Below are 21,738 nucleotides of genomic sequence, written 5' to 3' on the forward strand. Positions count from 1 at the left end.
CGCACTGGTGCGGCCGAGGCGCTCGGAGACGGTCTTCACCGACTCGCCGTGCTTGATCAGCAGGCTGGCGTAGTGGTGCCGGAGGGCGTGGGGTCCGGTGCCCTTCGGTATGCCTTCGCGTAGGCGGGCCGCCAGGACCGGGTGTGTCCAGCCAGTGGTGTAACTCGGTTGTCGGTTTTGGCGGCGGGCGGCCGAGAGCCGTCCGTCGAAGGTGATGTCGAACGCCTGTAGCGCTGGCTTCCACCGGATCGCCCAGCGCCGCCGTCCTGTCCCGGTCGGGTCCAGGCTCATCACCGCCAGATATACGCACTTCAGCGCGGCCTGCTCCGTCGGAAAGTGCCCACGGGCGCGCACGGCCTTGCGGATGCGGGCGTTGATCGACTCGATGGCATTGGCGGTGCACACGATCCGGCGGATCTCCACGTCGAACCGCAGGAACGGCACGAACTCCGACCAGGACGACTCCCACAACCGCACGATCGCCGGGTATTTCTTCCCCCACACCTCGGCGAATTCCATGAACCGCTCCAGCGCGGCCTCTTCGGTCGGCGCTGTGTAGACCGGCTTCAGTCCACGCGCGATCTTCTCCCAGTCCTGCCGCCCGCAGTACTTGAACGAGTTGCGCAACAGGTGAACGACGCACGTCTGCACGATCGTCGCAGGCCAGACCGCATTGACCGCGTCCGGCAACCCCGTCAACCCGTCGCAGACCAGCATCAGCACGTCCGCGGCGCCGCGGTTCTTGATCTCGGTCAGCACCTGGAGCCAATATTTCGCGCCCTCGCCCCCGTCGCCGACCCACAGGCCGAGGATGTCGCGGTGGCCCTCGGCGGTGACCGCCACGGCCATGTAGACGGGCCGGTTGGCGACCTGCCCTTCCCTGATCTCCACGTTCACACAGTCGATGAAGACGACCGGGTAAACCGCGTCGAGCGGCCGGTTCTGCCATTCCGTCATCCCCGCGACCACGCTGTCGGTGATGGTGGAGATGGTCTGCTTGGAGACGTTCGCCCCGTAGACGTCGGCCAGGTGGGCGGAGACCTCGCCGTGGGTCAGCCGTGACCGATGGCCTGGTTTGTAGCAGGTCAGGGCGGCGATGGAGATGCGTCTGCGGGAGCGGCCGCGGACTCGCACCATGGGGGTGCGGCCTCGCGGATTCGTCGCCGCGCTGCACGCAGCTCTGCGGACTCCTCCGAGACCCTGCCAGGGCGCCGGGCCCGGCCCGTGACACCGGTGAACCGGAAGGTGGCCCACGCCCGGTACGGCTCGGCGTCCGGCATCAGCTGCCGTACGTGCTCGAGGCCCTCCTGCTCCCACCGGAAACCGGACCGGTGCGGCTGGAACCAGTGCTCGCGACGCGCCGGGGGGCCGGGCTTGGCGGCGGTCGGCGTCACGTGGAGTCCTCCGGTCATGGGCTGTCGTCGTAACGGGGCAAGCCTAGCGACGTCACACCAACGGCCGGGACCGCTCCGCGGGGCGGCCCTGGTCAGATGGGGTACGGGCGGCTTCGCCGCAGAAGGCGACGAGCAGTGCAAGGCGCCGATCTGCACACTCGGGGGCGGCGATGTCCTGGGAGAAAAGGCGACGCACCCGCACGAAGGGCGTGGAGGCGGGCCTGTCAGGGGCCAGGACGGGGCGCACTGAGCTGGATGCGGTCGCGAGAGGGCCCGGCTGTACGATGCGCGGGGTATGCCCAGGTGACCGTGTCCTGCCGAAGGATTCCTCCATGCCTCAAGCAGCAGTTTCCGAATCCATAGAGATCGCTGTTCCTCCGCGCGTCGTGTATGACGCCGTCGCCAACGTCGCCGACATGGGCCGTTGGAGTCCGGAGTGCACGGGTGCCGATGTCAAGGGCAACGTCGGCGAGGTTCGCGTGGGCACGCGCTTCACCGGCCGTAACGTGTCCGAGAAGTCCCGCCCCTGGTCGACCAATTGCACCGTCACCGCGGCAGATCCTGGAATCCACTTCGCTTTCGCCGTACGTGCTGCGGGAATGGCCGTCTCCACCTGGAGTTACGCATTCGAGGCCACTGACAGCGGCGCCACCAAGGTCACCGAGACCTGGACCGACCAGCGCAACCGCATCCTCAACTTTGTCGGTCCGTACATCACAGGAATCAAGGATCGCACGGCCCACAACCGCACGACCATGAAGGTCACCCTCCAGCGCCTGAAGGAGGCGCTGGAGAAGGAACAGGGAAGGTCATAATCGGGGTCCTGCAATGTCGTGGCCGTTGATCCTGCCAACTGCTGCCCATGGCAGCGGGGTTCGGCCCGGGCCCGGACTGGCTGGCGGCGGCTGGAGCGGTGGCCGCCGCGGCCGTGCGAGCCGTCGTCGGGGCCCCGGTCACGGAAACGCCGTGACCGGGGCCCCGGATCAGCCACCGCGGAGGGCGCCGGCCGCCGCTGGTTCCGGTACCGGAACACGATCCGGCCGCGCGTCAGGTCGTACGGCGGGAGCTCCACCAGCACCCGGTCCTCCGGCATGATCTTGATGTAGTTCTTGCGGATCTTCCCGCTGATGTGCGCGAGCACCTGGTGGCCGTTCTCGAGCTCCATGGTGAACATGGCGCTGCGCAGGCACTCGACGACCCTGCCCTCGCCGTCGAGCGTGGCGTCGATCGGGCGCCAGGTCGGATCCAGCGGCTCGTCCGGTGCCGGGCGCCGGACGAAGGGTCGGCCGCGCTGGTCGCAGGCGCCGAAGTCCTGGTAGTTGCGCTGGGCCTCGATCAGGGAGGCATTGCTGGCCCCACCGGCCACGGTCGGCCAGCGGAACCGGACTTCGTCGTCCTCCCAGAAGCAGACAGAGCAGATCTCGTACGAGCCGGGTATCTCGCTCGGCGCGAGATGCCCTCAGCAGGGACACGGACAGCGGCTGCTCATCCCGGCAGTTTCCATGACCGGCCAGTGCCTGAGCCATCCGTTTTGTCGGGCAGTGGTCTTTCGCTTCGACATTACTTGAGGTTGGTCTTCATGCCGTCATCGTCGTGGTCGGTCGGTGGAGACCGGTCGCCTTGCCGGGAGGGCGGTAGAGCGGGGTCAGCGCCATGCGTCGATGAGGTGGTCGGGTGAGGACACCGTCACCGCTCCTTCGGCCCGGCCGCGTGTCGGGCGTCGGGGCTCGCAAGCAGGGAGCGTGGGCCTGCGGCGCGGGTGATGGCGGACTCGACGGCGGCCACGCGGTCGGCGAGCAGGCCGAGTGCGGCGACGACGGGGGTTCCCCCTGCTTGGGCGAGGCCGAGGGCTCGGGGGAGGGCGAGGGGGTCCTCCCCCGGACCGCCGAGGGGCTGGGCACGGACGTAGGAGGCCTTCAGCTCGGCCCAGCGGTCGGCCTGTCGTGGGGTCAGGGTGCCGCGCAGTTCGGCGAGTTTCAGCAGGCCGGCCTCGGCGCCGCTGGTGAGGGTCTGGGCCTCCGCGGTGAAGTGGTCGTCGATGACGGCGGCGAGTTCGGCGTCGTCCATGACGGGCTGGATGCGCTGGGCGATCTTGTTCATGGTGCGGTAGGAGCCCTGGAGCCGGAAGGGCGGCTCGGTGCGCGTGGTGTCGGACTGTGCGGCGGAGGCGATGTAGGCGGCGTTGACCGCGAGGACGGTCGCGCGCGCGGTGACCAGGTGCCGCAGCACGGCCACGATGCGCTCCGCCTCGGCCGGGTCGTAGGGGTGTACGAGGCGGTCGGGGCGGGCCGTGGGGTCCTGCTGCGCGAGCCGGATGAAAAGGTCGAGGTCGCGGCGGTCGCGGCCGGCGAGCGGGGCGAGCACCGGGTTGGAGGTGAGCGCGTTCTCCAGGAAGCTGAGCGCGAAGACGTCCTCCTTGCCGGCGAGGACGTCGCCGAGGTTCCAGATGTCCGCGCGGTCGGCGAGCATGTCGGGGACGCGGAAGCGGGCGCCGGACTCGGTGTAGGGGTTGCCGGCCATGCAGACCGCGAAGCGCTTGCCGCGCAGGTCGTAGCTGCGCGGTTCGCCGTCCCACACGCCGTCGATGCGGCGGGTGGCGTCGCACAGGGGGATGAACTTCTGCAGCAGCTCCGCTGAGGTGTGCTGGATGTCGTCGAGGTACAGGAGGGTGTTGTTCCCGGCCGTGAGCGCGAAGTTGATCTTCTCGATCTCCTGGCGGGCCGTGGCGTTCGGGGCCTCGGCCGGGTCGAGCGAGGTGACCGTGCGCCCGAGGGCCGGGCCGCTGACCTTCACGAGCATCAGGCCGAGGCGGTCGGCGACGTACTCCATCAGGGTCGTCTTGCCGTAGCCGGGCGGGGAGACCAGCAGCAGGAGGCCGCCCGTGTCGGTGCGCCTGGTCTCGCCCGCGGTGCCGAGCTGCCGGGCGAGGCTGTCGCCGACGAGCGGGAGGTAGACCTCGTCGATGAGGCGGTTGCGGACGAAGGACGCCATGGCGCGCGGGCGGTGGTCGTCCAGGCGCAGGCGGGTGCGTTCGGCGGCCACCAGCGCGGTACGCCGACGCAGACAGCTGCGGAAGGCGGGGACGTCCCGCTCGTCGAACCGCTTCGTCCGGGCGAGGAACTCGTCGATCCTCAGGGAAAGGCGGCGGCCGGTGATGCGCGGGTGGGTGCCCAGCAGGTTCGCGGCCGAGGCCGTGAGTGCGGCGTCGGACTCGTAGCGGGTCAGCTCCGGGCACAGCTCGGCCGCCACCGCCTCGGCCAGGTCCCCGGCGGCGGCGTCCGTGCCGGTGGAGGCCGCGAAGGCCGACAGCCATGCATCGGCCAACTGGCGGCGCGCCGCGAGGTCGTCGAGTGCGGCGAGGTCGTCGTCGTAGGCCGCAGTGCCCACCGTACGGCGGAACCTGCCGAGCAGCGTGCGGGTGGCGGCGCTGACGACGAAGCCGTCGGGTCCGGTCGTCAGCTCGTCGAAGAGGTACGCGGCCGCTGCGGACGCGGGCCGTTCGGCATCCGGGTCCCATGCGGCGATCGCCTCCGCCAGTTCCTCCTCCAGGTCGCCGATCGCGGGTGCCAGGCCGAACGTGTCGCGGGCCCGGGCCAGGGACACGGCCCGCCGGGTCCACGTCCGGCGCGCCCCGGCCGTGGTGCCGTGCGCCCAGTACAGCTGGGCGGCCGCCCGGGCGGCGGGTTCGTGGCGCAGGGGGCCGGCCTGCTGGTGCAGGGGCAGGAGGGCGGCAAGGATCACGGTGGCGTCGTGGTCGTGGACACCGCGCTCATGGCCCTCGTCGTACGCCTCCTCCGCGGCCTTGCGTACCAGGGCGGGGAGATCGGCCTCAGCGAGGGCGGTGGGGCCGTACTCCCTCAGCAGGCGGGCGGCGAGGTGTTCGGCGCGGTAGACCTCCGGTGACTCGGAGGGCAGGTGGCGGTCCCAGTACCGGCGGGTGGCGGCGAAGCCGGGGTCGGTGACGGGTGAGCGGTAGTCGGTGCCGGTGAGGGCGAAGGCGAGGCCGTCGCCGTGCGGGACCAGGGTGAGGTCGAGGGGCTGGGTGGTGACGGCGAAGCGGTGGCTGCCCAGCCGGAGGGTCCGGCCGTCGTCGGCGTACAGGTCGGTGCGGTCGCGCAGGGCGCGGGCCGCCTCCTGGCGGGCTGCCTTCAGACCGCCGTCCAGCTCCTCGGCGTGTACCGGGTCGCCGAGTCCGCGCAGTTCGTCGGCGGTGCGGCGGACCTTGGAGACCAAGGGGTCGGAGGCGAAGTAGCTGCTCACCGCGTCGGTGTCCGCGAGGGCGGCCGCGCGCCGTGCGATCGTGTCCAGGACGCGGGCGGCGGACGCGGCGAGCTGCTCGGCGCGGCGGGCACGGGCGTCGAGGAAGGTCTGCCTACGGGCGGAGAACGCCTCGTGGACCTCCGCGCGCTTGTCGGCGAGTGCACCGAGGAAGTCGTCGAACTCCGCGAAACGGGACTCCAGGTCCTCCAGCCGCACCAGCATGCCCGTCAGTTGCTCGTCGCAGGCGTCCGGACCGTCCGCCGACGCGAGCGCGCCGGCGACCGCCTGGCCCAGCAGCGCGAACTCGGCGGCGAACTCGGCGCGCCCCTCGCTGTCGCGCAGGCTCCGGCGGCGGGCGTCGAGCAGGGCACGGGCCCGGTTGACGCCGCCCAGCACGTCGGCGATGCGCTCCAGGACGGAGGTGCGCACGGTGGCGTCGGCGATGTCGAGGCCGGTGACGACCTCGGTGACCGTGCGCATCGTGTCGGCGAGGCCGTCGAGCCGGGAAACGACGGGCGCGGCCCCGGCCGCGCTGCCGATCGTCTCCGCGTCGGCCACAAGACGTTCGATGTCCTGGTGATGTCCGGCGAAGGCGTCCTCGCGGGCCAGGAAGGCCACGGCGCGCTGCCCGAAGGAGGTCAGGTCCGCCTCGGCCTGGGCGGCGAGTTCGTCGATGCGGGCGGTGTCGGCGTACCGCATCTCCTTCAGGGTCAGCAGATGACCCTGGGCGTGGCGCAGTTCGGTCAGACCGGCCACCCAGGCGGCCGCGCCACGCGGCGCCTCTCCCCGCAGCCGGCGGACCACCGCCGCCAGGCGGCCGGCGGCCTCGTCGAGTGTGCCGGCGGCCTGGCGGGTCAGCGTCTGGACGGTGCGGAACTCGGCGAGCACCTGTTCGGCTGTGGCCCGTACGGCGTCCAGCGGAGTGCGCAGGTCGCCGAGTCCGGGCTCGCCGAGCCAGTGGTGGCTGTCGGCCGCACGGATGCAGGAAGCGACCAGCGCCTCGTACACCTCGACCGTGGGGGTGGTGTCGGCGACGGCACGGCTGATGGACAGGCAGTCGGAGATGCCGCGCACGAGGTCGGCGTTGCCGACGCGGCCCATGGGGTCCGCCCCGCGCGAACGTGGCCGAGGGCTCGGGGAGGGGCCGGTGCCGGTGCCGGTGCCGGTGCCGGTGGCGGTGGCGGTGGCGTACGTGTCGGCGGCGTAGGGGGACGTCCACTGCTGGAGCGGGTGCACGCGGGCGGGTCCGTCGCCGTCGGCCCGCAGCAGCGTCAGGGTGCCGTCGTCGAACCGGGCCCATCCGTGGCAGGACAGCGGGCCGGCGACCTCCTTGCGGATCGTGTTGTACGACAGCAGCAGGCTGCGCCCCTCGGCGCGTGCGTGGAACGCGAACAGCACGTCCTCGCCGTACGGCGAACGCACCTCCCGCTCGAACCCCAAGCCGTCCGTGTCGAGTTCGTATGTCTTGTGGGTGCCCGTGGCCAGGCAGTAGCCGCCGGGGAACACGATCCCCTGGTCCTCGGGCAGGCGGCGGCACGCCTGACCGATGCCGTCCAGGCGGACCACGGCCCTGGTGAGGGTGTTGAAGACCAGGTAGCGGTCCGTGTGCTCCTTGTAGGGGCGGATCCTCAGCAGGATCAGGGCTCCCACGCGCGCGTGCGCGATGTCCGCGTCGGCGAGTGACTGCAGCGGCTCGTCGACGGGCTCGCTGTGGATGCCCCCGTCCGTCTCGGTGTCGTCCTCCGTCCTGACGGTGAGGGCGCCGCCGACGGTGGAGACGAACAGCTCGCCCCGTACGGAGACATGCGGGTGACGGCCCAGGACGTGGTCCTCGCGGGTCGTCTCCGTCCACGCGAAGTCGTGGGAGGGCGGGAGCACGTGGTCGCGCTCGCCGCGCGCGTCCAGGAACGTCGCCCGTCCGTCGTCGGCCAGTGCCCAGCGCAGCACCCGGATGTCGTCGGGCTTCTCGCCGGTCTGGAAGACGGCCAGCAGCCTGCCGTCCGCGCGGCGCAGCCGGAGCAGGCGGGCCTGGCGGTAGTAGCGGTGCAGGGCCGCGAACTCCCGTACGAAGCCCGGGTCGTCCAGCAGCCCGGGCACGGCGTCGTCGGGCAGCCGGCTCAGGTCGCGGCCGTGCAGCGCCAGGACGTCGCCCACCGCCGGCCCGGGCCGTGTGCCGTGGTAGCCGAACAGCAGGAAGTCCCCGACCGCGACGACATCGCGGGGCACACAGGCATGCTCGGTCCGCAGCCGGGCGGTAGCGGTGAGGCCGAGCCGAGGGGCACCGAACTCCTCCACGCGGCGGGCGTTGAGGCGCTCCACACGGGCGGCGAGTTCTGCGGCCTGTGCGGTGAGCCGGTCGCGCAGCACCTCGTACGGTGCGGTGTCGACGGTGTCGTACGAGCCCGTTCCCGGGGCGGTGGCCATGGATCGTGCGTCCTTTCCACGAGGTCGGTGCCGGAGCTGCCGCCCCCTGTGCGGCAGCTCCGGCACCGCGGTTCATCGGGCTCGGGCCGTGCCGTTGAGCGCGGTGAGCGGGGTGTCGGCGAGGCCCAGCTCCCCCGCGCGGTCGAGGAGTTGCTGCACCTGTCCGGCGTTCGTGCCGCCCGCCTTCATCAGCTTCATCAGCAGCGCGGAGACGGTGAGGTTCTGCACGTCGGCCGTGGTGACCGAGCCGAGGATCCGGCTCAGGTCCTCCGTGAAGCCGGCTGAGCCGTCCAGCCAGGGCCTGGCCAGTGACTGCGCGGTCCGGGAGTGCTCGACGAAGCCGTCGACGCCCTTGCCGAGCGCGATGGAGGACAACAGCCGGTCGAAGAAGACCGACTCGCCGCCGACGATGTCGATGTCGGCGTTCTCCAGACCGGTGGCGAGGACCGTGGCCTGTGCCTCGGCGACCTGCCGCTGGACGTCCAGTCCGGCGAGCCGGATCTCCTTCTCGGCCTGCAGCCGCAGCCGGTACTCCTCGTGTCCGCGGGACGCCTCGTCCAGGGCGGCCATCGCGGCCGCCTTCTCGGTCAGGCCGGCCGCCTCGGCCTTGAGCTTCTCGCCGATGGCCGTCGCCTCGGCGAGGGCCTTGGCCTGTGCGCCCTCTGCCTCGGCCCTCAGCCGTGCCTGCGTGCCCTCCGCCTCCGCGCGCATCCGGGCCTCGGTGGCCACGGCCTCGGCACGACCGGCCTTCTGAATGACCTCGGCCTCCTTGTCCCGGACCTGCACGGCCGCAAGCCCCTCGGCGGCCGCCTCGGCCTGGACACCCTCGGCCAGCCGCAGCCTGGCCCGGGCGTCCAGATCGGCCGTCTTCAAACGCGCCTCCGCCAGGGTCAGTTCCTCCGCCGCGCGGTGCGTGGCGGCCTGCTGGGCGGCCTCGGCGGCCTTGATGTCCTTGACCAGCTTCTCCTGCGCCTCGGCCTCCGCGGCGATGATCACGGCCTGCCGCTGCCGCTCCGCCTCCTCCACGGCGCGCAGCTTCTTGATGGACTCCTCCTGCTCGGCGACCGTACGGTCGACGGCGACGCGCTCGCGGACGACCTCGGCGATGTCCCGCTTCTCCGCCTCGACCTCCTTCTCGGCCGCGATCCTCGTCAGCTGCGTCTCCCGCTCCCGTGCGATCACCTCCAGCAGCCGGTCCTTCTCGATGCGCTCGTTCTCCACGGCGATGACCCGCTCGCGGTTCTTCGCGGCGACGGCGACCTCACGGGCCTGGTTCTCGCGCTGGACGCCGAGCTGCTCCTCGGTGTGCAGGAACGCGCTCTGCGCGCGCAGCCGTTCCTCCTCCACGACCCGCGCGGTCTCGGCCTCCTCGCGGGCGCGCGAGGTCTCGATCTCGCGCCTCTGCCTGATCTCGGCGTCGGCCTGGCGGCGCTCCAGTTCCAGGATCGCCTCGCGGGCGTCGACGTTCTGGCGGGTGATCTCCTTCTCCTCGGTGCGCTGGGCCTCGTTGGTGCGCACGTGCTCCACCACGGTCAGTTCGGTGATCTTCCGGATGCCCTGCGCGTCCAGGACATTGGCCGGGTCCAGCTGGGTCAGCGGCGTCTGCTCCAGGTAGTCGATCGCCGCGTCCTCCAGGTGGTACCCGTTGAGGTCGACGCCGATGACCTCGATGATCCGGTACCGCAGCTCCTCGCGCTTGGTGTAGAGGTCGGTGAAGTCCAGCTGCTTGCCCACGGTCTTCAGCGCCTCGGAGAACTTCGCGTGGAACAGCTCCTGCAGCGTGTCCCGGTCGCTGGCCCGCGCGGTGCCGACGGCCTGGGCGACCTTGATGACGTCCTCGACCGTCTTGTTGACCCGTACGAAGAACGAGATCCGGATGTCGGCGCGGATGTTGTCCCTGCAGATCAGTCCCTCCCGCCCGGCCCGTGTGATCTCGATCGTCTTCACCGAGATGTCCATCACCTCGGCCTTGTGCAGCACGGGCAGGACGACGTGACCGGTGAAGGACACGTCGACCTTCCGGGTCTTGGAGACGATCAGCGCCTTGCCCTGCTCGACCTTGCGGAAGAGCCGCGAGACAACGGACAGCGCCACGACGGCGAGAAGCAGACAGGCGGCGGCGAGCACGCCGATGACATCCATGGCATACGTCCTTGAGGCATGAGGAAGGTGGAGTGGAGGGCCGTCGGAGGCGGGGCAGGGGCCCCGGCAGAGGTGAGCCGGGGCTCAGGCGGTGTGATCGTGCACGGCCACGGGCGCCGTCGGGCCCGGGTGCCGGGCACCTGCCGGTGCCCGGCACCGGAACCATCCGCAGTGCTCCCCGCACCGCATGATGCACGGCCGTGGCCCGTCCCCGCATTGCCGGTCCCCGGCAGCGTTCACGGGGGTCTGTATGCCGGTGAGCCGCTGAGAAACCGTCAGCCCCGGGCTCAGGCGAGGGCGAAGTAGCGCAGCCACACGTAGGCCAGGGAGACGGCCACGGTCGCGGCGGTCACGATGAGGCCGTACCTGGTGAACTGCCAGAAGGAGATGGGCTGTCGGTTGCGTTCGGCGATCCCGAGGACGACGACGTTCGCGGAGGCGCCGATCGCGGTGGCGTTGCCGCCCAGGTCGGCGCCGAGGGCGAGGGCCCACCACATGACGTGGTTGCCCGAGCCGCCCATGTCGTGCACGATGCCGGCGGTGATGGGGGCCATGGTGGCGACGTACGGGATGTTGTCGACGATCCCGGACAGGACCGCCGAGCCTCCGAGCAGGATCATGGATCCGCCCTGCTCGTTTCCGCCGATGAGGGCCGCCAGCTTCTGGGAGACCTCGCTGACGACGCCGGTGTCGATGAGCCCGCCGATCATGATGAACAGGCCGGCGAAGAAGGCGAGGGTGGGCCACTCCACCTCGTTCAGGACGTCCTGGGTGTCGACGGTGGAGACGGCTATCAGCAGTCCCGCGCCGAGCAGGGCGACGATGCTGGGCTCGTAGTGCAGTACGGGCTGGAAGACGAAACCGGCCACGACCAGGGCGAGGACGATCAGGCCCTGGAGGAGCAGACGCGGGTGGCGGATGGCCTCACGCTCGTCCAGCTCCATGATCTCGGCGGCGCGGTCCCCGTCATAGGCGAAGGACCTGCGGAACATCACCCGGCACAGGAGCAGGAGGATGACGACCAGCAGCGCGGCGAGCGGGGCGAGGTGGAGGACGAAGTCGTTGAAGGTCAGGCCCGCCCGGCTGGCGATGATGATGTTGGGCGGGTCGCCGACCAGGGTCGCGGTGCCGCCGATGTTGGAGGCCAGCACCTCGGCGATGAGGAACGGCGCGGCGGGCAGCGTCAGGCGTTCGCACACCAGCAGCGTGACCGGGGCGACCAGCAACACCGTGGTGACGTTGTCGAGCAGTGCGGAGGCCACCGCCGTGATGACGACGAGCATGGCCATGACCCGGAACGGTCTGGCGCGGGCCCGCTTGACCGACCAGATCGCCAGGTACTCGAACATACCGGTCTTCTTCAGCACGCCGACGATCATCATCATGCCCGTCAGCAGGAAGATGACGTTCCAGTCGATGCCCGAGTCCTCGGAGTAGAAGGCGGAGACGTCGTCGGTCGCCCCGATCGCCAGCATCAGCCCCGCGCCGCCGAGGGCCACGGCGACGCGGTGGATCTTCTCACTGATGATCAGCGCGTAGGCGCCGACGAAGACGACGACCGCCGCCCAACTGTGCCAGTCGTTCACGGTCCTCCGGGTCCTTTGCGGGTCTGCAGGGGCACGCGCGGGGGAGCGGCTTCGCCGTCCCCTCCGTCCGGGATGCCCGCCAGGTCGTCGACGTCGAAGGCGCGGGCGATCGGCACGTCGGTGGAGCTGTGGGCGATGATCGAGAAGGCGATGCAGACGGCGATCAGGGTGAACGCCTCCTCCGCCTGCGGGATGCCCGACTGCAGCACGAGCAGTCCGTAGACGACCGAGGCGAAACCCTTCGGGCCGAACCAGGCCGCCACCAGCTTCTCCCGCCGCGAGATGCGCGTGCCGAGGAGCGAGAGCAGCAGGGAGGCCGGGCGGATCAGGACGATCGCCAGGACGACGACCGCATAGCCTCCGGGCGACAGGTCGCCGAACAGCCGCGGGGTCAGCAGCGCGCCGAAGACCAGCAGCGCCGCGAACTTCGCCAGCTCCGCCAGCGCCTCGCCCAGCGGTTCGAAGGACCTCTTCGCCTCCGGCGAGACGTGGGCGAGGATCGCGCCCGACGAGAACGCCGCCAGGTAGGGGTTGGCATGGGTGAGGTGGCAGGCCGCGTACAGGATGATGCCGGTCGCCAGCGGCAGCAGCGGCTGCAGCTTGGGCTCCGCGCCCAGCAGCCGGAAACGCGCCAGGCCGTTGACGAGCAGTGGCAGAGCGGCGCCGAAGGACAGACCGAGCAGCAGTTCCAGCGCGATCCTCCCCGGTGAGGCTTCCGCGGTGCCGGCCACCGGGCCGGCGGCGGCGATGAGCAGCAGGACGACGGGCAGCGCCAGCCCGTCGTTGACACCGCTCTCGACGTTCAGCAGTTGCCGCAGCTTGGCCGGGACCTCCGCACGTCCGACGATGGCCGAGGCGAACACCGGGTCGGTCGGCGCCAGCACGGCACCGACCAGGAACGACGTCGTCCAGTCCAGCCCTGCCGCATAGTGGGTGAGCAGGCCCGTGAAGACGAACGCGAGCGGCATGCCCAGACCCAGGGCCCGCGCCGGGTTCCTCCAACTGGCCCGCAGCTTGGGCAGCGAGACGTGCATGCCGTCGGTGAACAGCACCGCGAACAGCGCCAGATCGGCCGTCACGGACACGATCCCGCTGCCCGGCGTGATGTGGATCAGGCCGAGGAACCCCTCGCTGACGAGCGCACCCCCGACCAGGAAGAGCAGGGAGGTGGAGAGCACCGTCCGTGCCGCAAGACCCGACAAGAGCACCGCGATCAGCAGTGCGACGCCGAACACCACCACCAGCACCATGGCCAACGCCCCGATCGGAAGAGAGAACTGTCCCCTGCTCGCCGACCAGGCTTCCCGGCACACCGCGGGGAACCTTACCTGCCCTTGGTGCGTCTTTGGCAGACTGTTTGTGCGCACTCCCCGGGGGCGGACATTGCCGGATCCCGGCAGACCGCGGGCCGATGGCGACGCTGCGAGGCGCTGCCGCGCGGTGCGGTGGTACGGACCCCGGTGGGTACTTCGGCGGGTACGGACCCCGGTGGGTACGGACTTCGGCGGGTACGGACCCCGGTGATCGCCTCGCACACGCCCGGCCGTGCGCCGCACGGGCGGACCGCCCGCGTCAGGAGGCGGCGCTCAGCAGCCGCTCCAGCAGATGGGAGGCGGTGATCACACCCAGCAGCCGCGGGCCGGCCTTGTCCGTCTCCACGACCGCCACCAGCGGACTGCGGGCCCGCGCCATCAGCGCTGCGACCTCCAGCGCCGTCGCGTCCGGGTCCGCGACCGGTGGAGCGGGGTCGCTCTTCGACAGGCAGTCGCGGACCGAACGGCCTGCCAGCGCCGTGCAGAGCCTGTCGGCGTGGCGTTCGTCGACCACTGCGGCGAGCGTCGGATCGTCGATGACGTACGCCGGCACCAGGATCTTGACCATCTGTGAGGCGGGCAGGACCGCCGCCGGCGTGCCGTCGTCGTCGACGACCAGCAGGGCGGGCAGCCGGTGCCCGGCCATCAGCCGTGCCGCCGCCGTCGCGTCGGTGGCGGGGCTTACCGTCTCGTATTCCACTGCCAGATCACGTGCCCGCACGACCCGCTCCCGTTCCGCTGAGTGTCCCGCTGCCCGGAAGCGTCGCGCGGATGCGGTGCGGCCGGACGTCGCGCGGCGGTTCCGCTGCCATTGTGAGGCAGCCGGCGGGTGTCTCTCGCGGACCTCTGCCGCCCGCCGGGCGACGGCGCCCGGCATCCTCCGGGCCCGTCGGCCACCACCGTGTGCGGCACGCCGCCTGCCCGGTCCCGTCGTCCGCGCCGACGGCCGCTGATTTCCCCGCGGGCCTCAGCCCGCTTCGGCGCGCGCGCCTCGACGTCCTCGATGCCCGAGGGGCGTCCCGCGCGCGTCCACCGCGCGTACCGGCCGGCCGCACGGCGGCGTGCGCGATGCCGGCGATCTGGGTGGAATCGGCGCCCGGGACGCCGATGCGCAGCCGGACGGCCAGGGCGGTCAGGGACAGGGTCAGGCCCCCGACGATGACCAGCAGCAGCGCGAGAGTGCCGCGGCCGAAGCGGCGGCGGTGGGTGTCGTCGAGCCGGCCGAGCTGGGCGATCGCGGTCGACGGCGCCTCGATTCCGGTGGCCAGCGCCATGGCGACCGGGAAGGCCAGGACCACCGCGAGCACGGCGGAGCGGCCGGGGTCGGTCGTGGCCGCGGCGTGCCCGGTCGTATGGGGTCAGCCCCGCGACCACCAGGAGCAGCAGGAGCGCGAGCGGCACGCGCACCGGGGCCGGCGCCGGGAAGAGGGCGACGACCGCGCCGGCCGCGGCCGCGATCGAGACGCCGATGGTCAGCACGAAGTCGACGACCAGCGCGCCGACGGGCGGGAACGTCCAGCGGGCGCCGAAGGCCCGCCCGGCGGCGGCTGCCGCGCCGCCGCCCCTGGGGAAGGGCCGTACGAGCTGCCAGTAGTTGGCGGTCACGACCACGACGAGCCCGATGACCAGGCTCACCGTCGGCAGCAGCAGCGCCAGGTCGCCGTGCTGGGCGCGCAACGCGGCCTCGATCGCCTACGCCACCGAGGAGACCGGGTCCGCGATCACCGCGAAGGCGAACGCGAAGAAGAGGACGGAACGGCGCGGGCCACGCACGGTACCCGGCTGAGCCGCGGCTGCGGGGGCAGCTGTCTTGGAGGGGGCACGTGAAGACCTTCCCGGCACACCGTCAGCGGGTGCGGTCCGTCACGCTCCAGGCGGCAGGCAGCAACGCGCTCGCGGCAAGAGCCTTGAGGACATCGCCCACCAGGAACGGCACGAGGCCGTGGACCACGGCCCAGGCGAGCGTCTGATGGGTGGCGAGGGCGAGTACGGGAACGCCCAGCGCGTAGATGGCAAGTGAACCGGCGGCGTAGGTCAGCAGCGTGCCGAGGAGGCGCCGGTCTGCGCCCCGCTGGGCAAGTGCCCCTACGAGGTACCCGGCCACGACGAACCCCAGCAGGTAGCCTCCGGTCGTGCCCAGCACGGCCGGCAGGCCGCCGGTGGCCCCGGCGAAGACCGGCAGTCCCGCGACACCGGCGGCCAGATAGACCAGTTGGCTCAGCGCGCCGCGGGTGGCGCCGAGGGCCGCTGCGGTCACGAGCACGGCGAAGGTCTGCAGCGTGACGGGCACCGGTGAGCCCGGCACGGGCACCGAGACCTGGGCGGCCAGGGCGGTGAGCCCGGCGGCGCCGACGACGAGTGCGGCGTCGCGGGTGCGGCTGCGCGTCCAGATGAAGTCGGCGAGCGAGCCCCTTCGAGGGGCGGACGACACGAGGGAACTCATAGGGGGGCCTTTCGGGCGATGGCTGAGGCAGGGAATACGTCAGGACGGCTGGAGCAGGGCCGTGCGCAGATGCCGGACGCGTTCTGCGGCGGCTGCTCTGGCATCCAGTGCCTGCTCCATGGACACAGGGCGGAAGCGGGTGCGCGTCCCGGGCGCGGACTGGCCGACGAGGTCGAGATCGGCGCTGATCACCGTTGCGACCATGGCGTAACCGCCGCCGGAGACGGCGTCGCGGTGCAGGATGATGGGCTCCACTCCGCCCGGCACCTGGATGGATCCGAGCGGGTATCCGGCGTCCACGATGTTCGAGGGGTCGGAGCCGGCGCCGAACGGCTGCACCCGCTCCTCCCACTCCAGCGTCCCGCCGCTGTACCGGAAGCCCACCCGGTCCGCCACGGGCGTCAGCATCCACGTGGTGTCCAGCAGCGAGGCGAGGCCGGCCGGGGTGAGCCGGTAGTCGTACAGGCCGAGCATGACGCGCAGGTCGATCTCGCGGGAGAGCACAGGGCGAAGGTGCTCGGGCACGACCAGTCCCGGCCGCCCGCCGCCGGTGCCGACGGACAGCATGTCCCCGGCCTTCAGCGCGCGGCCCTCGAAACCGCCGAACGCGCCGAGGGCGTACGTCGACCGGCTGCCCAGCACCAGCGGCACCTCGACACCCCCGGATACCGCGATGTAGATCCGGGCACCCTGTTCCAGGTAGCCGAAGGAGAGCACGTCGCCGGCCGCGACAGCGAAGGATTCCCATTGCGGTGCGGGCCGGCCGCCCGCCAGGACCGGCATCCCCGCACCGGTGACGGCCACCACCGCGGGCTCGGTGAACCGCAGTTCCGGCCCCATGTAGGCGGCCTCGATCAGGGAGGCTCCGTCCTCGTTCCCCACCAGCAGGTTGGCGGCCAGGGCGGAGTAGAGATCGACCGCGCCCGACGGCGGGATACCCACCTCGTAGTAGCCGGGACGGCCCTGGTCCTGGACGCTCGAGGCGAGGCCCGGGTTGACGATCTCAATGGCCATACAGGGCCTCCAGCAGTGTGGCGTTGTATGCGTCGGGGCCTGCCAGGAAGTCGCGCAGGCTGAAGCTGACCGGGCTCTGGCGGTAGCGGAAGGTGCCCGCTGCGACGTCTTCCGCGATGCGCTCGTACTCGCCCTCGTCGATCGGACGGAACTTCACGATGTCACCGGGCCGGAAGAAGACCATGAAGTCCTCGAAGTCGGGCAGCTTCCGAGCCGGGTCGAAGATCGGCACCGGGGTGACACCGAACATCTGGTAGCCGCCGGCGCCGCGCACGGAGTAGATGCAGGAGAAGCAGCCGCCGTATCCGACGGTCAGCGCCGGCGTGTCGGTGCGGGGGCGCAGGTACTTGGGGACTTCGAGCTGCCGCTCCTGCGGGACCATCTGGTACAGGAACGGAAGTCCGGCGACGAAGCCGACCATCGAGGTGATCCACGGTGAACCGGAGTGCCGTTCGATGAACGCCTGCGCCGAGGGCAGCCCGTTCTCGATCGCCGCGAATTCCAGGTCGTTTCCCTCCGGCCGCTGATGGCGGTCGCGGAACCGGGCACCGGTCTCGTTGGTGAAGGGGTCGTCGTACCAGACCGGTACTTCGACGATGCGGGTCTGGAGCGTCAGGGACGGCGCCTCACCGACCTCCCGCTCCACCTGCCGCACGGCGGCCTCCAGCGATGCCGGGGCAATGAGGTCCGGGTCGAACCGCACCATGAGGGACGCGTTCGCCGGGCAGATGTCGACCACGCCCGGCAGCTTTCGGCTGTGGAGCAGCTTGGCCATGGCCATCGCCTCGAAGTTGACCTCAAGGCTCATGGCCTCGTCGAGTTGGACGACGAGATGCTCGTCCCCGCCCCATGAGTAGCGGCTGCGAGTGGGCGCACTCACACGGTCCTCCCCGTGGCGTCGCGGTCGGAGGCACGGCCGGCCAGCCAGCTCTCCAGGAATGTGGTGTGGTAGGTCGCGTGGACGAACTCCGGCAGGTCGACCAGAGTGCGCAGGAACGGCGCCGTCGTGGCCACCCCCTGCACCTCGACCTCGTCGAGCGCCCGGCGGGCGCGCGCCAGGGCGGCCTCGCGGGTGTCGCCCCAGACGACCAGCTTGGCGATGAGGGAGTCGTAGAACGGGCTGACCTGGCCGCCCTGTTCGCAGCCGGAGTCGACGCGCACGAAGGGACCCCCGGGCATCCGCATCGTGGTGATCGTGCCGGGGCTGGGCATGAACCCCAGGTCGGGGTTCTCGGCGTTGAGCCGGAACTCCAGGGCATGGCCTAGTGGTCGGACCTGCTCCTGGGTGAAGGACAGGGAGGCGCCCGCCGCGACCGTGAGCTGTTCCCGCACCAGGTCCCTGCCCGTGACCATCTCGGTGACCGGGTGCTCGACCTGGATGCGGGTGTTCATCTCGATGAAGAAGAACTCCTCCCGCGCGGAGTCGTAGAGGAACTCCACGGTCCCCGCACCGGAGTAGGAGACCTCCGCCGCGAGGCGCACCGCCGCGTCGGCCATGTCCTGGCGGACGTGTGCCGGGACGTTGGGCGCGCATGCCTCCTCGACGACCTTCTGCCGGCGGCGCTGCAGGGAGCATTCGCGCTCTCCCAGGTGCAGGAAGCGCTCGCCGTCGCCGAAGACCTGCACCTCGATGTGGCGCGCATCGGGCACGAACCGCTCGAGGTAGACCTCACCGCTGCCGAAGGCCGCCACGGCCTCGGCCTGGGCGAGGGGGAGCGCCGTGCGCAACTCGTCTGAGGACTCGACGATCCGGATGCCGCGGCCCCCGCCGCCGGCCGCCGCCTTCACCGCGATCGGGTAGCCGACGCGCTCGGCGACGTCGAGGGCACGGCTCAGGCCGGTCACCGCGCCGTCGGAGCCGGGAACCGTCGGCACGCCTGCGCGGGCGGCGGTGGAGCGGGCCAGTGACTTGTCGCCCATCAGCCGGATCGCCTCGGGGGAGGGACCGACGAACGTCAGGCCCGCGTCGGCGACTTGCCGGGCGAATGCGGCACGCTCGGAGAGGAACCCGTAGCCGGGGTGCACGGCGTCCGCCCCGGATCGCAGGGCAGCGGACAGGACCGCGTCGGCGTCGAGATAGCTGCGCGCCGCGGGGGCGGGGCCGATCACCACGTGCTCGTCGGCCGAACGCACATGCAAGGCGTCGGTGTCGGCCTCGCTGCAGATCGCGACGGTCGGCAGGCCGAGCTCGCGGGCTGCCCGTACGATGCGCAGGGCGATCTCGCCCCGGTTGGCAACCAGAAGCTTGCGCATGTGTCGTCAGCCCGCCTCTATGGTCGCGACCGGGTCTCCCGGGCCGAGCAGCGCCTCGTTCTCGGCGACGAAGGCGGTCACTGTGCCGGCGGTTCCGGCCTTGACCTCGGCGAACTGCTTCATGATCTCGATGATTCCGATGGTCTGGCCGGCCGTGACGGATGCACCGATCTCGGCGAACGGCGGCTGGTCAGGTGCGGGGCGCCGGTAGAAGACGCCGGGCATGGGGGAGCGCACAGTGTGCTCGGTCATGGATGTCCTTTCCTCGTCTGGCCGCTGGGCGGGGGATCTCAGGCCGACTGGAGGACCTGGCGTACGGCGGTGGCCACGTCGGCGGCGTTCGGGGTGTCGGAGTGCACGCAGATGCTGTCGAAGCGGACGGGGATGCGCCGACGGGACTCCGTTTCGACCAGGCCCTCGGTCAGCGCGAGCCGGGCGCGGTCGGCGGCGAGCCGGGGTGGAGTGGCGTGCGGCCGGCGGACGATGACGAGGCTGCCGTCGGCCCGGTACCCCAGGTCGACGTAGAACTCGGCGACGAAGCCGACGTCGCGCCTGGCCGCGACGCGTTCGTGCGCGGTCCCGGCCATGCCGTACACCGGGACGCCGTACTGCACCGCCACATCGCAGACGGCGTCCATCAGCTGCTCGTCGCGGGCCACCATGCCGTAGAGCGATCCGTGCGGCTTGATGTGGCGCAGCGGCACTCCCTCGGCGTCCAGGTATCCCTTGAGCGCCGCCACCTGGTAGAGCACCAGGTCGCGCACTTCCTCGGGGAACAGCTTCATCTCCCGGCGTCCGAAGCCCACCGCATCGGGCAGACCCGGGTGTGCGCCGACGGCGACCCCGGCGGCCGCGGCCTTCGCCACCGTCTCGCGGATGCCCACCGGGTCGCCGGCGTGGAACCCGCAGGCCACATTGGCGGCGTCCACCAGCGGCAGCAGAGCGTCGTCGTTGCCGAACGAGTGAATGCCGAATGACTCGCCCATGTCTGAGTTGAGGCTCACAGGCACGGTCACACCTTCTTAGGTCGTAGGGGGATGTGAGGGGGCCGCCGCTCCCGCCGAGGCGGCGACGGCGTCGAGGATCGGAGTCCGCGGTCGGCCGGCGAGTGCCCCGGCCACATCGAGGCGGGGCCCCGGCAAGGACAGGAGCACCTGCCACAGGTGGCTGACGGTGGTCACCACGACGCTCCGCCCCGTCCCGGAGTGGACCACCCACGCCCCGACCGAGCAGGTCACCCGGGCGGGATGACCACCCTCGCTCAGGACGCCGTTGACGATCCGGGCGACCTCCCAGCGGGCACGGCTGGTGCAGAGGACCCCGGACCAGGCGTCGGTTGCGACGGCTCTCCCGCATGCGCCACACATGGTTCGCTCCTACGGCATGACGTCGCCGGAGTTGGGCCCCAGCGTCTGGCCGACGAACAGGTCACCGCCCGGGGAACCCGCCAGGAGCACCGCGGTCGGCGCGACCTCCTCGGGCCTGCCGAACCGCCCGAGCGGCAGTTCGGCCCGCTTGGCCCGCTTCCAGTCCTCGGATATCCCGTCGACCAGGGGCGTTTCGATGGGGCCCGGGGCGATGGCGTTGACCAGCACCCCGTCACGGGCCACCTCCAGGGCCAGCGCCTTCGTCAGGCCCAGGACGCCTGCCTTGGCGGCGCAGTAGTGCGTCAGCGACGTCCCGCCCTTGATGGCCAGTTGCGAGGCGATGTTGATGACCCGGCCGTAACCGCGGGACACCATGCCCGGGACCACGTGCCGGCACATGAGGAAGACTCCGGTCAGGTCCACGTCGATGGTCTGCTGCCACTGTTCCAGCGACATCTCCACCAGCGGGCTCTGGGTCAGGATGCCGGCGGAGTTGACCAGGACGTCGATCCGGCCCAGTACCCGCTCCGCCGCGGCGACGGCCTGCTGGACCAACCGCTCGTCGGTGACGTCGGCAGCCACGCCGCCGACCGCACCGATGGACCGCGCGGTGCTCTCCGCCGCGGCAGCGTCGTGGTCGAGCACGACCACGTGCGCCCCGGCGGCGACGAATGCCTCGGCGATCGACCGTCCGATGCCGCTGGCGCCACCGGTGACCAGGGCCGTGCGACCGGTCAGGTCTGCGATCGGCCTCATGCGCGCATCTTCACGGTCAGGCCGCCGTCGACGATGAGCTGCTGGCCGGTGACGTACCCGGCCTGCGGCGAGTTGAGGAACCGGATGACATCGGCGACCTCGTCGGGTTGCCCGACCCTGCCGACGGGGATGTCATCGCCCGCGCGGAGAAGGCCTTCAGGACCGAGCGAGTTCACCGGGTCGGAGGACTGGGGGGTTTCGATGAGGCCGGGTATGACGGTGTTGACGCGGATGCCGCGGGGGGCCAGCTCCACCGCCAGGCTGCGGCACAGCCCGAGCACCCCGGCCTTGGCAGCGGCGTAGTGCGCGTGGTCCTCCCAGCCGTAGACGCCTCCCGCGATCGATGAGACGGCGACCATCGCGGAGCCCTCACCCATGTAGGGGGCGCAGGAGCGGAAGGTCCGCAGCACACCGGTCAGGTCGACGGCGAGCATGTCGTCCCAGGCCTCGTCGGTGAGGCCGGCCAGCGGAGTGCGCCGGAGGACGCCGGCGTTGGCCACCGCGTAGTCGATCCGGCCGAATGCCGCGTGCGCGCTGCGCGCCAGTTCGTCGACCTGACCGCTGTCGCGGACGTCGACCTCGACGACCAGTCCCTGGCCCCCGGCGGCCTGCACCTGATGAAGCGTCTCGTGGGGGTCGTGCGGGTCGCCGGGGAACGTGCCGATCACCACGCGGACGCCTTCGCGGGCATAACCGACCGCGACGGCCCGGCCGATCCCGCTGGCCGCTCCGGTGATGACCGCGACCGCAGACGCGCCGTCACCGGCCTGCGTCTGTCCTGCCATG

The 21,738-nt window shown here is 71.4% G+C and carries 18 protein-coding genes and 3 pseudogenes; 3 read left to right on the forward strand and 18 right to left on the reverse strand.

Translation table 11 applies throughout. The annotated features are described in order from the left end of the window. Positions 1 to 186 precede the first annotated feature (186 nt). Positions 187 to 1,134: pseudogene (locus ACZ79I_RS25585) on the reverse strand (IS256 family transposase); the annotation flags it as partial. A 592-nt stretch (positions 1,135 to 1,726) separates the two neighbouring features. Here ACZ79I_RS25585 and ACZ79I_RS25590 point away from each other — a divergent pair. Further along, positions 1,727 to 2,209, forward strand: a complete 483-nt coding sequence (locus tag ACZ79I_RS25590) for an SRPBCC family protein (RefSeq protein ID WP_471499808.1) — start codon at positions 1,727 to 1,729, stop codon at positions 2,207 to 2,209. Between the two features lie 200 nt (positions 2,210 to 2,409). Here ACZ79I_RS25590 and infA read toward each other — a convergent pair. The 8 genes and pseudogenes from infA to ACZ79I_RS25630 all read right to left on the reverse strand — a co-directional run. Further along, a pseudogene (infA, locus tag ACZ79I_RS25595) lies at positions 2,410 to 2,622 on the reverse strand (translation initiation factor IF-1); the annotation flags it as partial. A gap of 84 nt (positions 2,623 to 2,706) precedes the next feature. Continuing rightward, positions 2,707 to 2,832: pseudogene (locus ACZ79I_RS25600) on the reverse strand (CPCC family cysteine-rich protein); the annotation flags it as partial. A 248-nt stretch (positions 2,833 to 3,080) separates the two neighbouring features. Next, positions 3,081 to 8,078, reverse strand: a complete 4,998-nt coding sequence (locus ACZ79I_RS25605; RefSeq protein ID WP_471499809.1) for a DNA repair ATPase — start codon at positions 8,076 to 8,078, stop codon at positions 3,081 to 3,083. Positions 8,079 to 8,150: 72 nt separating this feature from the next. Further along, positions 8,151 to 10,220 carry a flotillin family protein gene (locus ACZ79I_RS25610; RefSeq protein WP_471499810.1) on the reverse strand — a complete coding sequence of 690 codons (2,070 nt, stop codon included), beginning with the start codon at positions 10,218 to 10,220 and terminating at the stop codon, positions 8,151 to 8,153. 287 nt (positions 10,221 to 10,507) lie between these two features. Next, positions 10,508 to 11,806, reverse strand: coding sequence for an ArsB/NhaD family transporter (locus ACZ79I_RS25615; protein WP_471499811.1), 1,299 nt, complete (start codon positions 11,804 to 11,806; stop codon positions 10,508 to 10,510). Further along, positions 11,803 to 13,056, reverse strand: coding sequence for a cation:proton antiporter (locus tag ACZ79I_RS25620; protein ID WP_471505212.1), 1,254 nt, complete (start codon positions 13,054 to 13,056; stop codon positions 11,803 to 11,805). Before ACZ79I_RS25620 ends, ACZ79I_RS25615 begins: the two co-directional genes overlap by 4 nt. A gap of 322 nt (positions 13,057 to 13,378) precedes the next feature. Continuing rightward, positions 13,379 to 13,840, reverse strand: a complete 462-nt coding sequence (locus ACZ79I_RS25625) for a CBS domain-containing protein (protein WP_471499812.1) — start codon at positions 13,838 to 13,840, stop codon at positions 13,379 to 13,381. Beyond that, entirely contained in the window at positions 13,827 to 14,426 is a 600-nt protein-coding gene (locus ACZ79I_RS25630) for a hypothetical protein (protein ID WP_471499813.1), read from the reverse strand. Before ACZ79I_RS25630 ends, ACZ79I_RS25625 begins: the two co-directional genes overlap by 14 nt. A gap of 161 nt (positions 14,427 to 14,587) precedes the next feature. On the opposite strand from ACZ79I_RS25630, the gene ACZ79I_RS25635 reads away from it, so the two are divergent. Together ACZ79I_RS25635 and ACZ79I_RS25640 are read left to right on the forward strand one after the other, a co-directional pair. Beyond that, entirely contained in the window at positions 14,588 to 14,713 is a 126-nt protein-coding gene (locus ACZ79I_RS25635; protein WP_471499814.1) for a hypothetical protein, read from the forward strand. 27 nt (positions 14,714 to 14,740) lie between these two features. Continuing rightward, positions 14,741 to 14,905, forward strand: a complete 165-nt coding sequence (locus ACZ79I_RS25640) for a hypothetical protein (protein ID WP_471499815.1) — start codon at positions 14,741 to 14,743, stop codon at positions 14,903 to 14,905. 60 nt (positions 14,906 to 14,965) lie between these two features. Here the strand turns inward: ACZ79I_RS25640 and ACZ79I_RS25645 are convergent, their stop codons facing one another. The 9 genes from ACZ79I_RS25645 to ACZ79I_RS25685 are packed head-to-tail and all read right to left on the reverse strand — an operon-like array spanning position 14,966 to position 21,737. After that, positions 14,966 to 15,562, reverse strand: coding sequence for a biotin transporter BioY (locus ACZ79I_RS25645; protein ID WP_471499816.1), 597 nt, complete (start codon positions 15,560 to 15,562; stop codon positions 14,966 to 14,968). Between the two features lie 39 nt (positions 15,563 to 15,601). Further along, positions 15,602 to 16,576: a 5-oxoprolinase subunit C family protein gene (locus ACZ79I_RS25650; protein ID WP_471499817.1), complete on the reverse strand. Its 975-nt coding sequence runs from the start codon at positions 16,574 to 16,576 to the stop codon at positions 15,602 to 15,604. Beyond that, a complete protein-coding gene (locus ACZ79I_RS25655) occupies positions 16,566 to 17,456 on the reverse strand; it encodes a 5-oxoprolinase subunit B family protein (protein WP_471499818.1) in 891 nt (296 codons plus the stop codon). Before ACZ79I_RS25655 ends, ACZ79I_RS25650 begins: the two co-directional genes overlap by 11 nt. Continuing rightward, the gene (locus ACZ79I_RS25660; protein WP_471499819.1) at positions 17,453 to 18,829 is read right to left on the reverse strand and encodes an acetyl-CoA carboxylase biotin carboxylase subunit; all 1,377 of its coding nucleotides are present in this window, start codon (positions 18,827 to 18,829) and stop codon (positions 17,453 to 17,455) included. Before ACZ79I_RS25660 ends, ACZ79I_RS25655 begins: the two co-directional genes overlap by 4 nt. A gap of 6 nt (positions 18,830 to 18,835) precedes the next feature. Beyond that, complete coding sequence (locus ACZ79I_RS25665) at positions 18,836 to 19,081, reverse strand: acetyl-CoA carboxylase (RefSeq protein WP_471499820.1); 246 nt, start codon at positions 19,079 to 19,081, stop codon at positions 18,836 to 18,838. 38 nt (positions 19,082 to 19,119) lie between these two features. Beyond that, positions 19,120 to 19,845: a 5-oxoprolinase subunit PxpA gene (gene pxpA, locus ACZ79I_RS25670; RefSeq protein ID WP_471499821.1), complete on the reverse strand. Its 726-nt coding sequence runs from the start codon at positions 19,843 to 19,845 to the stop codon at positions 19,120 to 19,122. A 6-nt stretch (positions 19,846 to 19,851) separates the two neighbouring features. Then, complete coding sequence (locus ACZ79I_RS25675; protein WP_471499822.1) at positions 19,852 to 20,196, reverse strand: hypothetical protein; 345 nt, start codon at positions 20,194 to 20,196, stop codon at positions 19,852 to 19,854. A gap of 9 nt (positions 20,197 to 20,205) precedes the next feature. Beyond that, on the reverse strand, positions 20,206 to 20,952 hold the full coding sequence (locus ACZ79I_RS25680) for an SDR family NAD(P)-dependent oxidoreductase (RefSeq protein ID WP_471499823.1): 747 nt from the start codon (positions 20,950 to 20,952) through the stop codon (positions 20,206 to 20,208). Then, a complete protein-coding gene (locus ACZ79I_RS25685; RefSeq protein WP_471499824.1) occupies positions 20,949 to 21,737 on the reverse strand; it encodes an SDR family NAD(P)-dependent oxidoreductase in 789 nt (262 codons plus the stop codon). The genes ACZ79I_RS25680 and ACZ79I_RS25685 overlap by 4 nt, the downstream gene beginning before the upstream one ends. Position 21,738 lies beyond the last annotated feature (1 nt).

The sequence above is a fragment of the Streptomyces sp. PSU-S4-23 genome, from assembly GCF_055632315.1.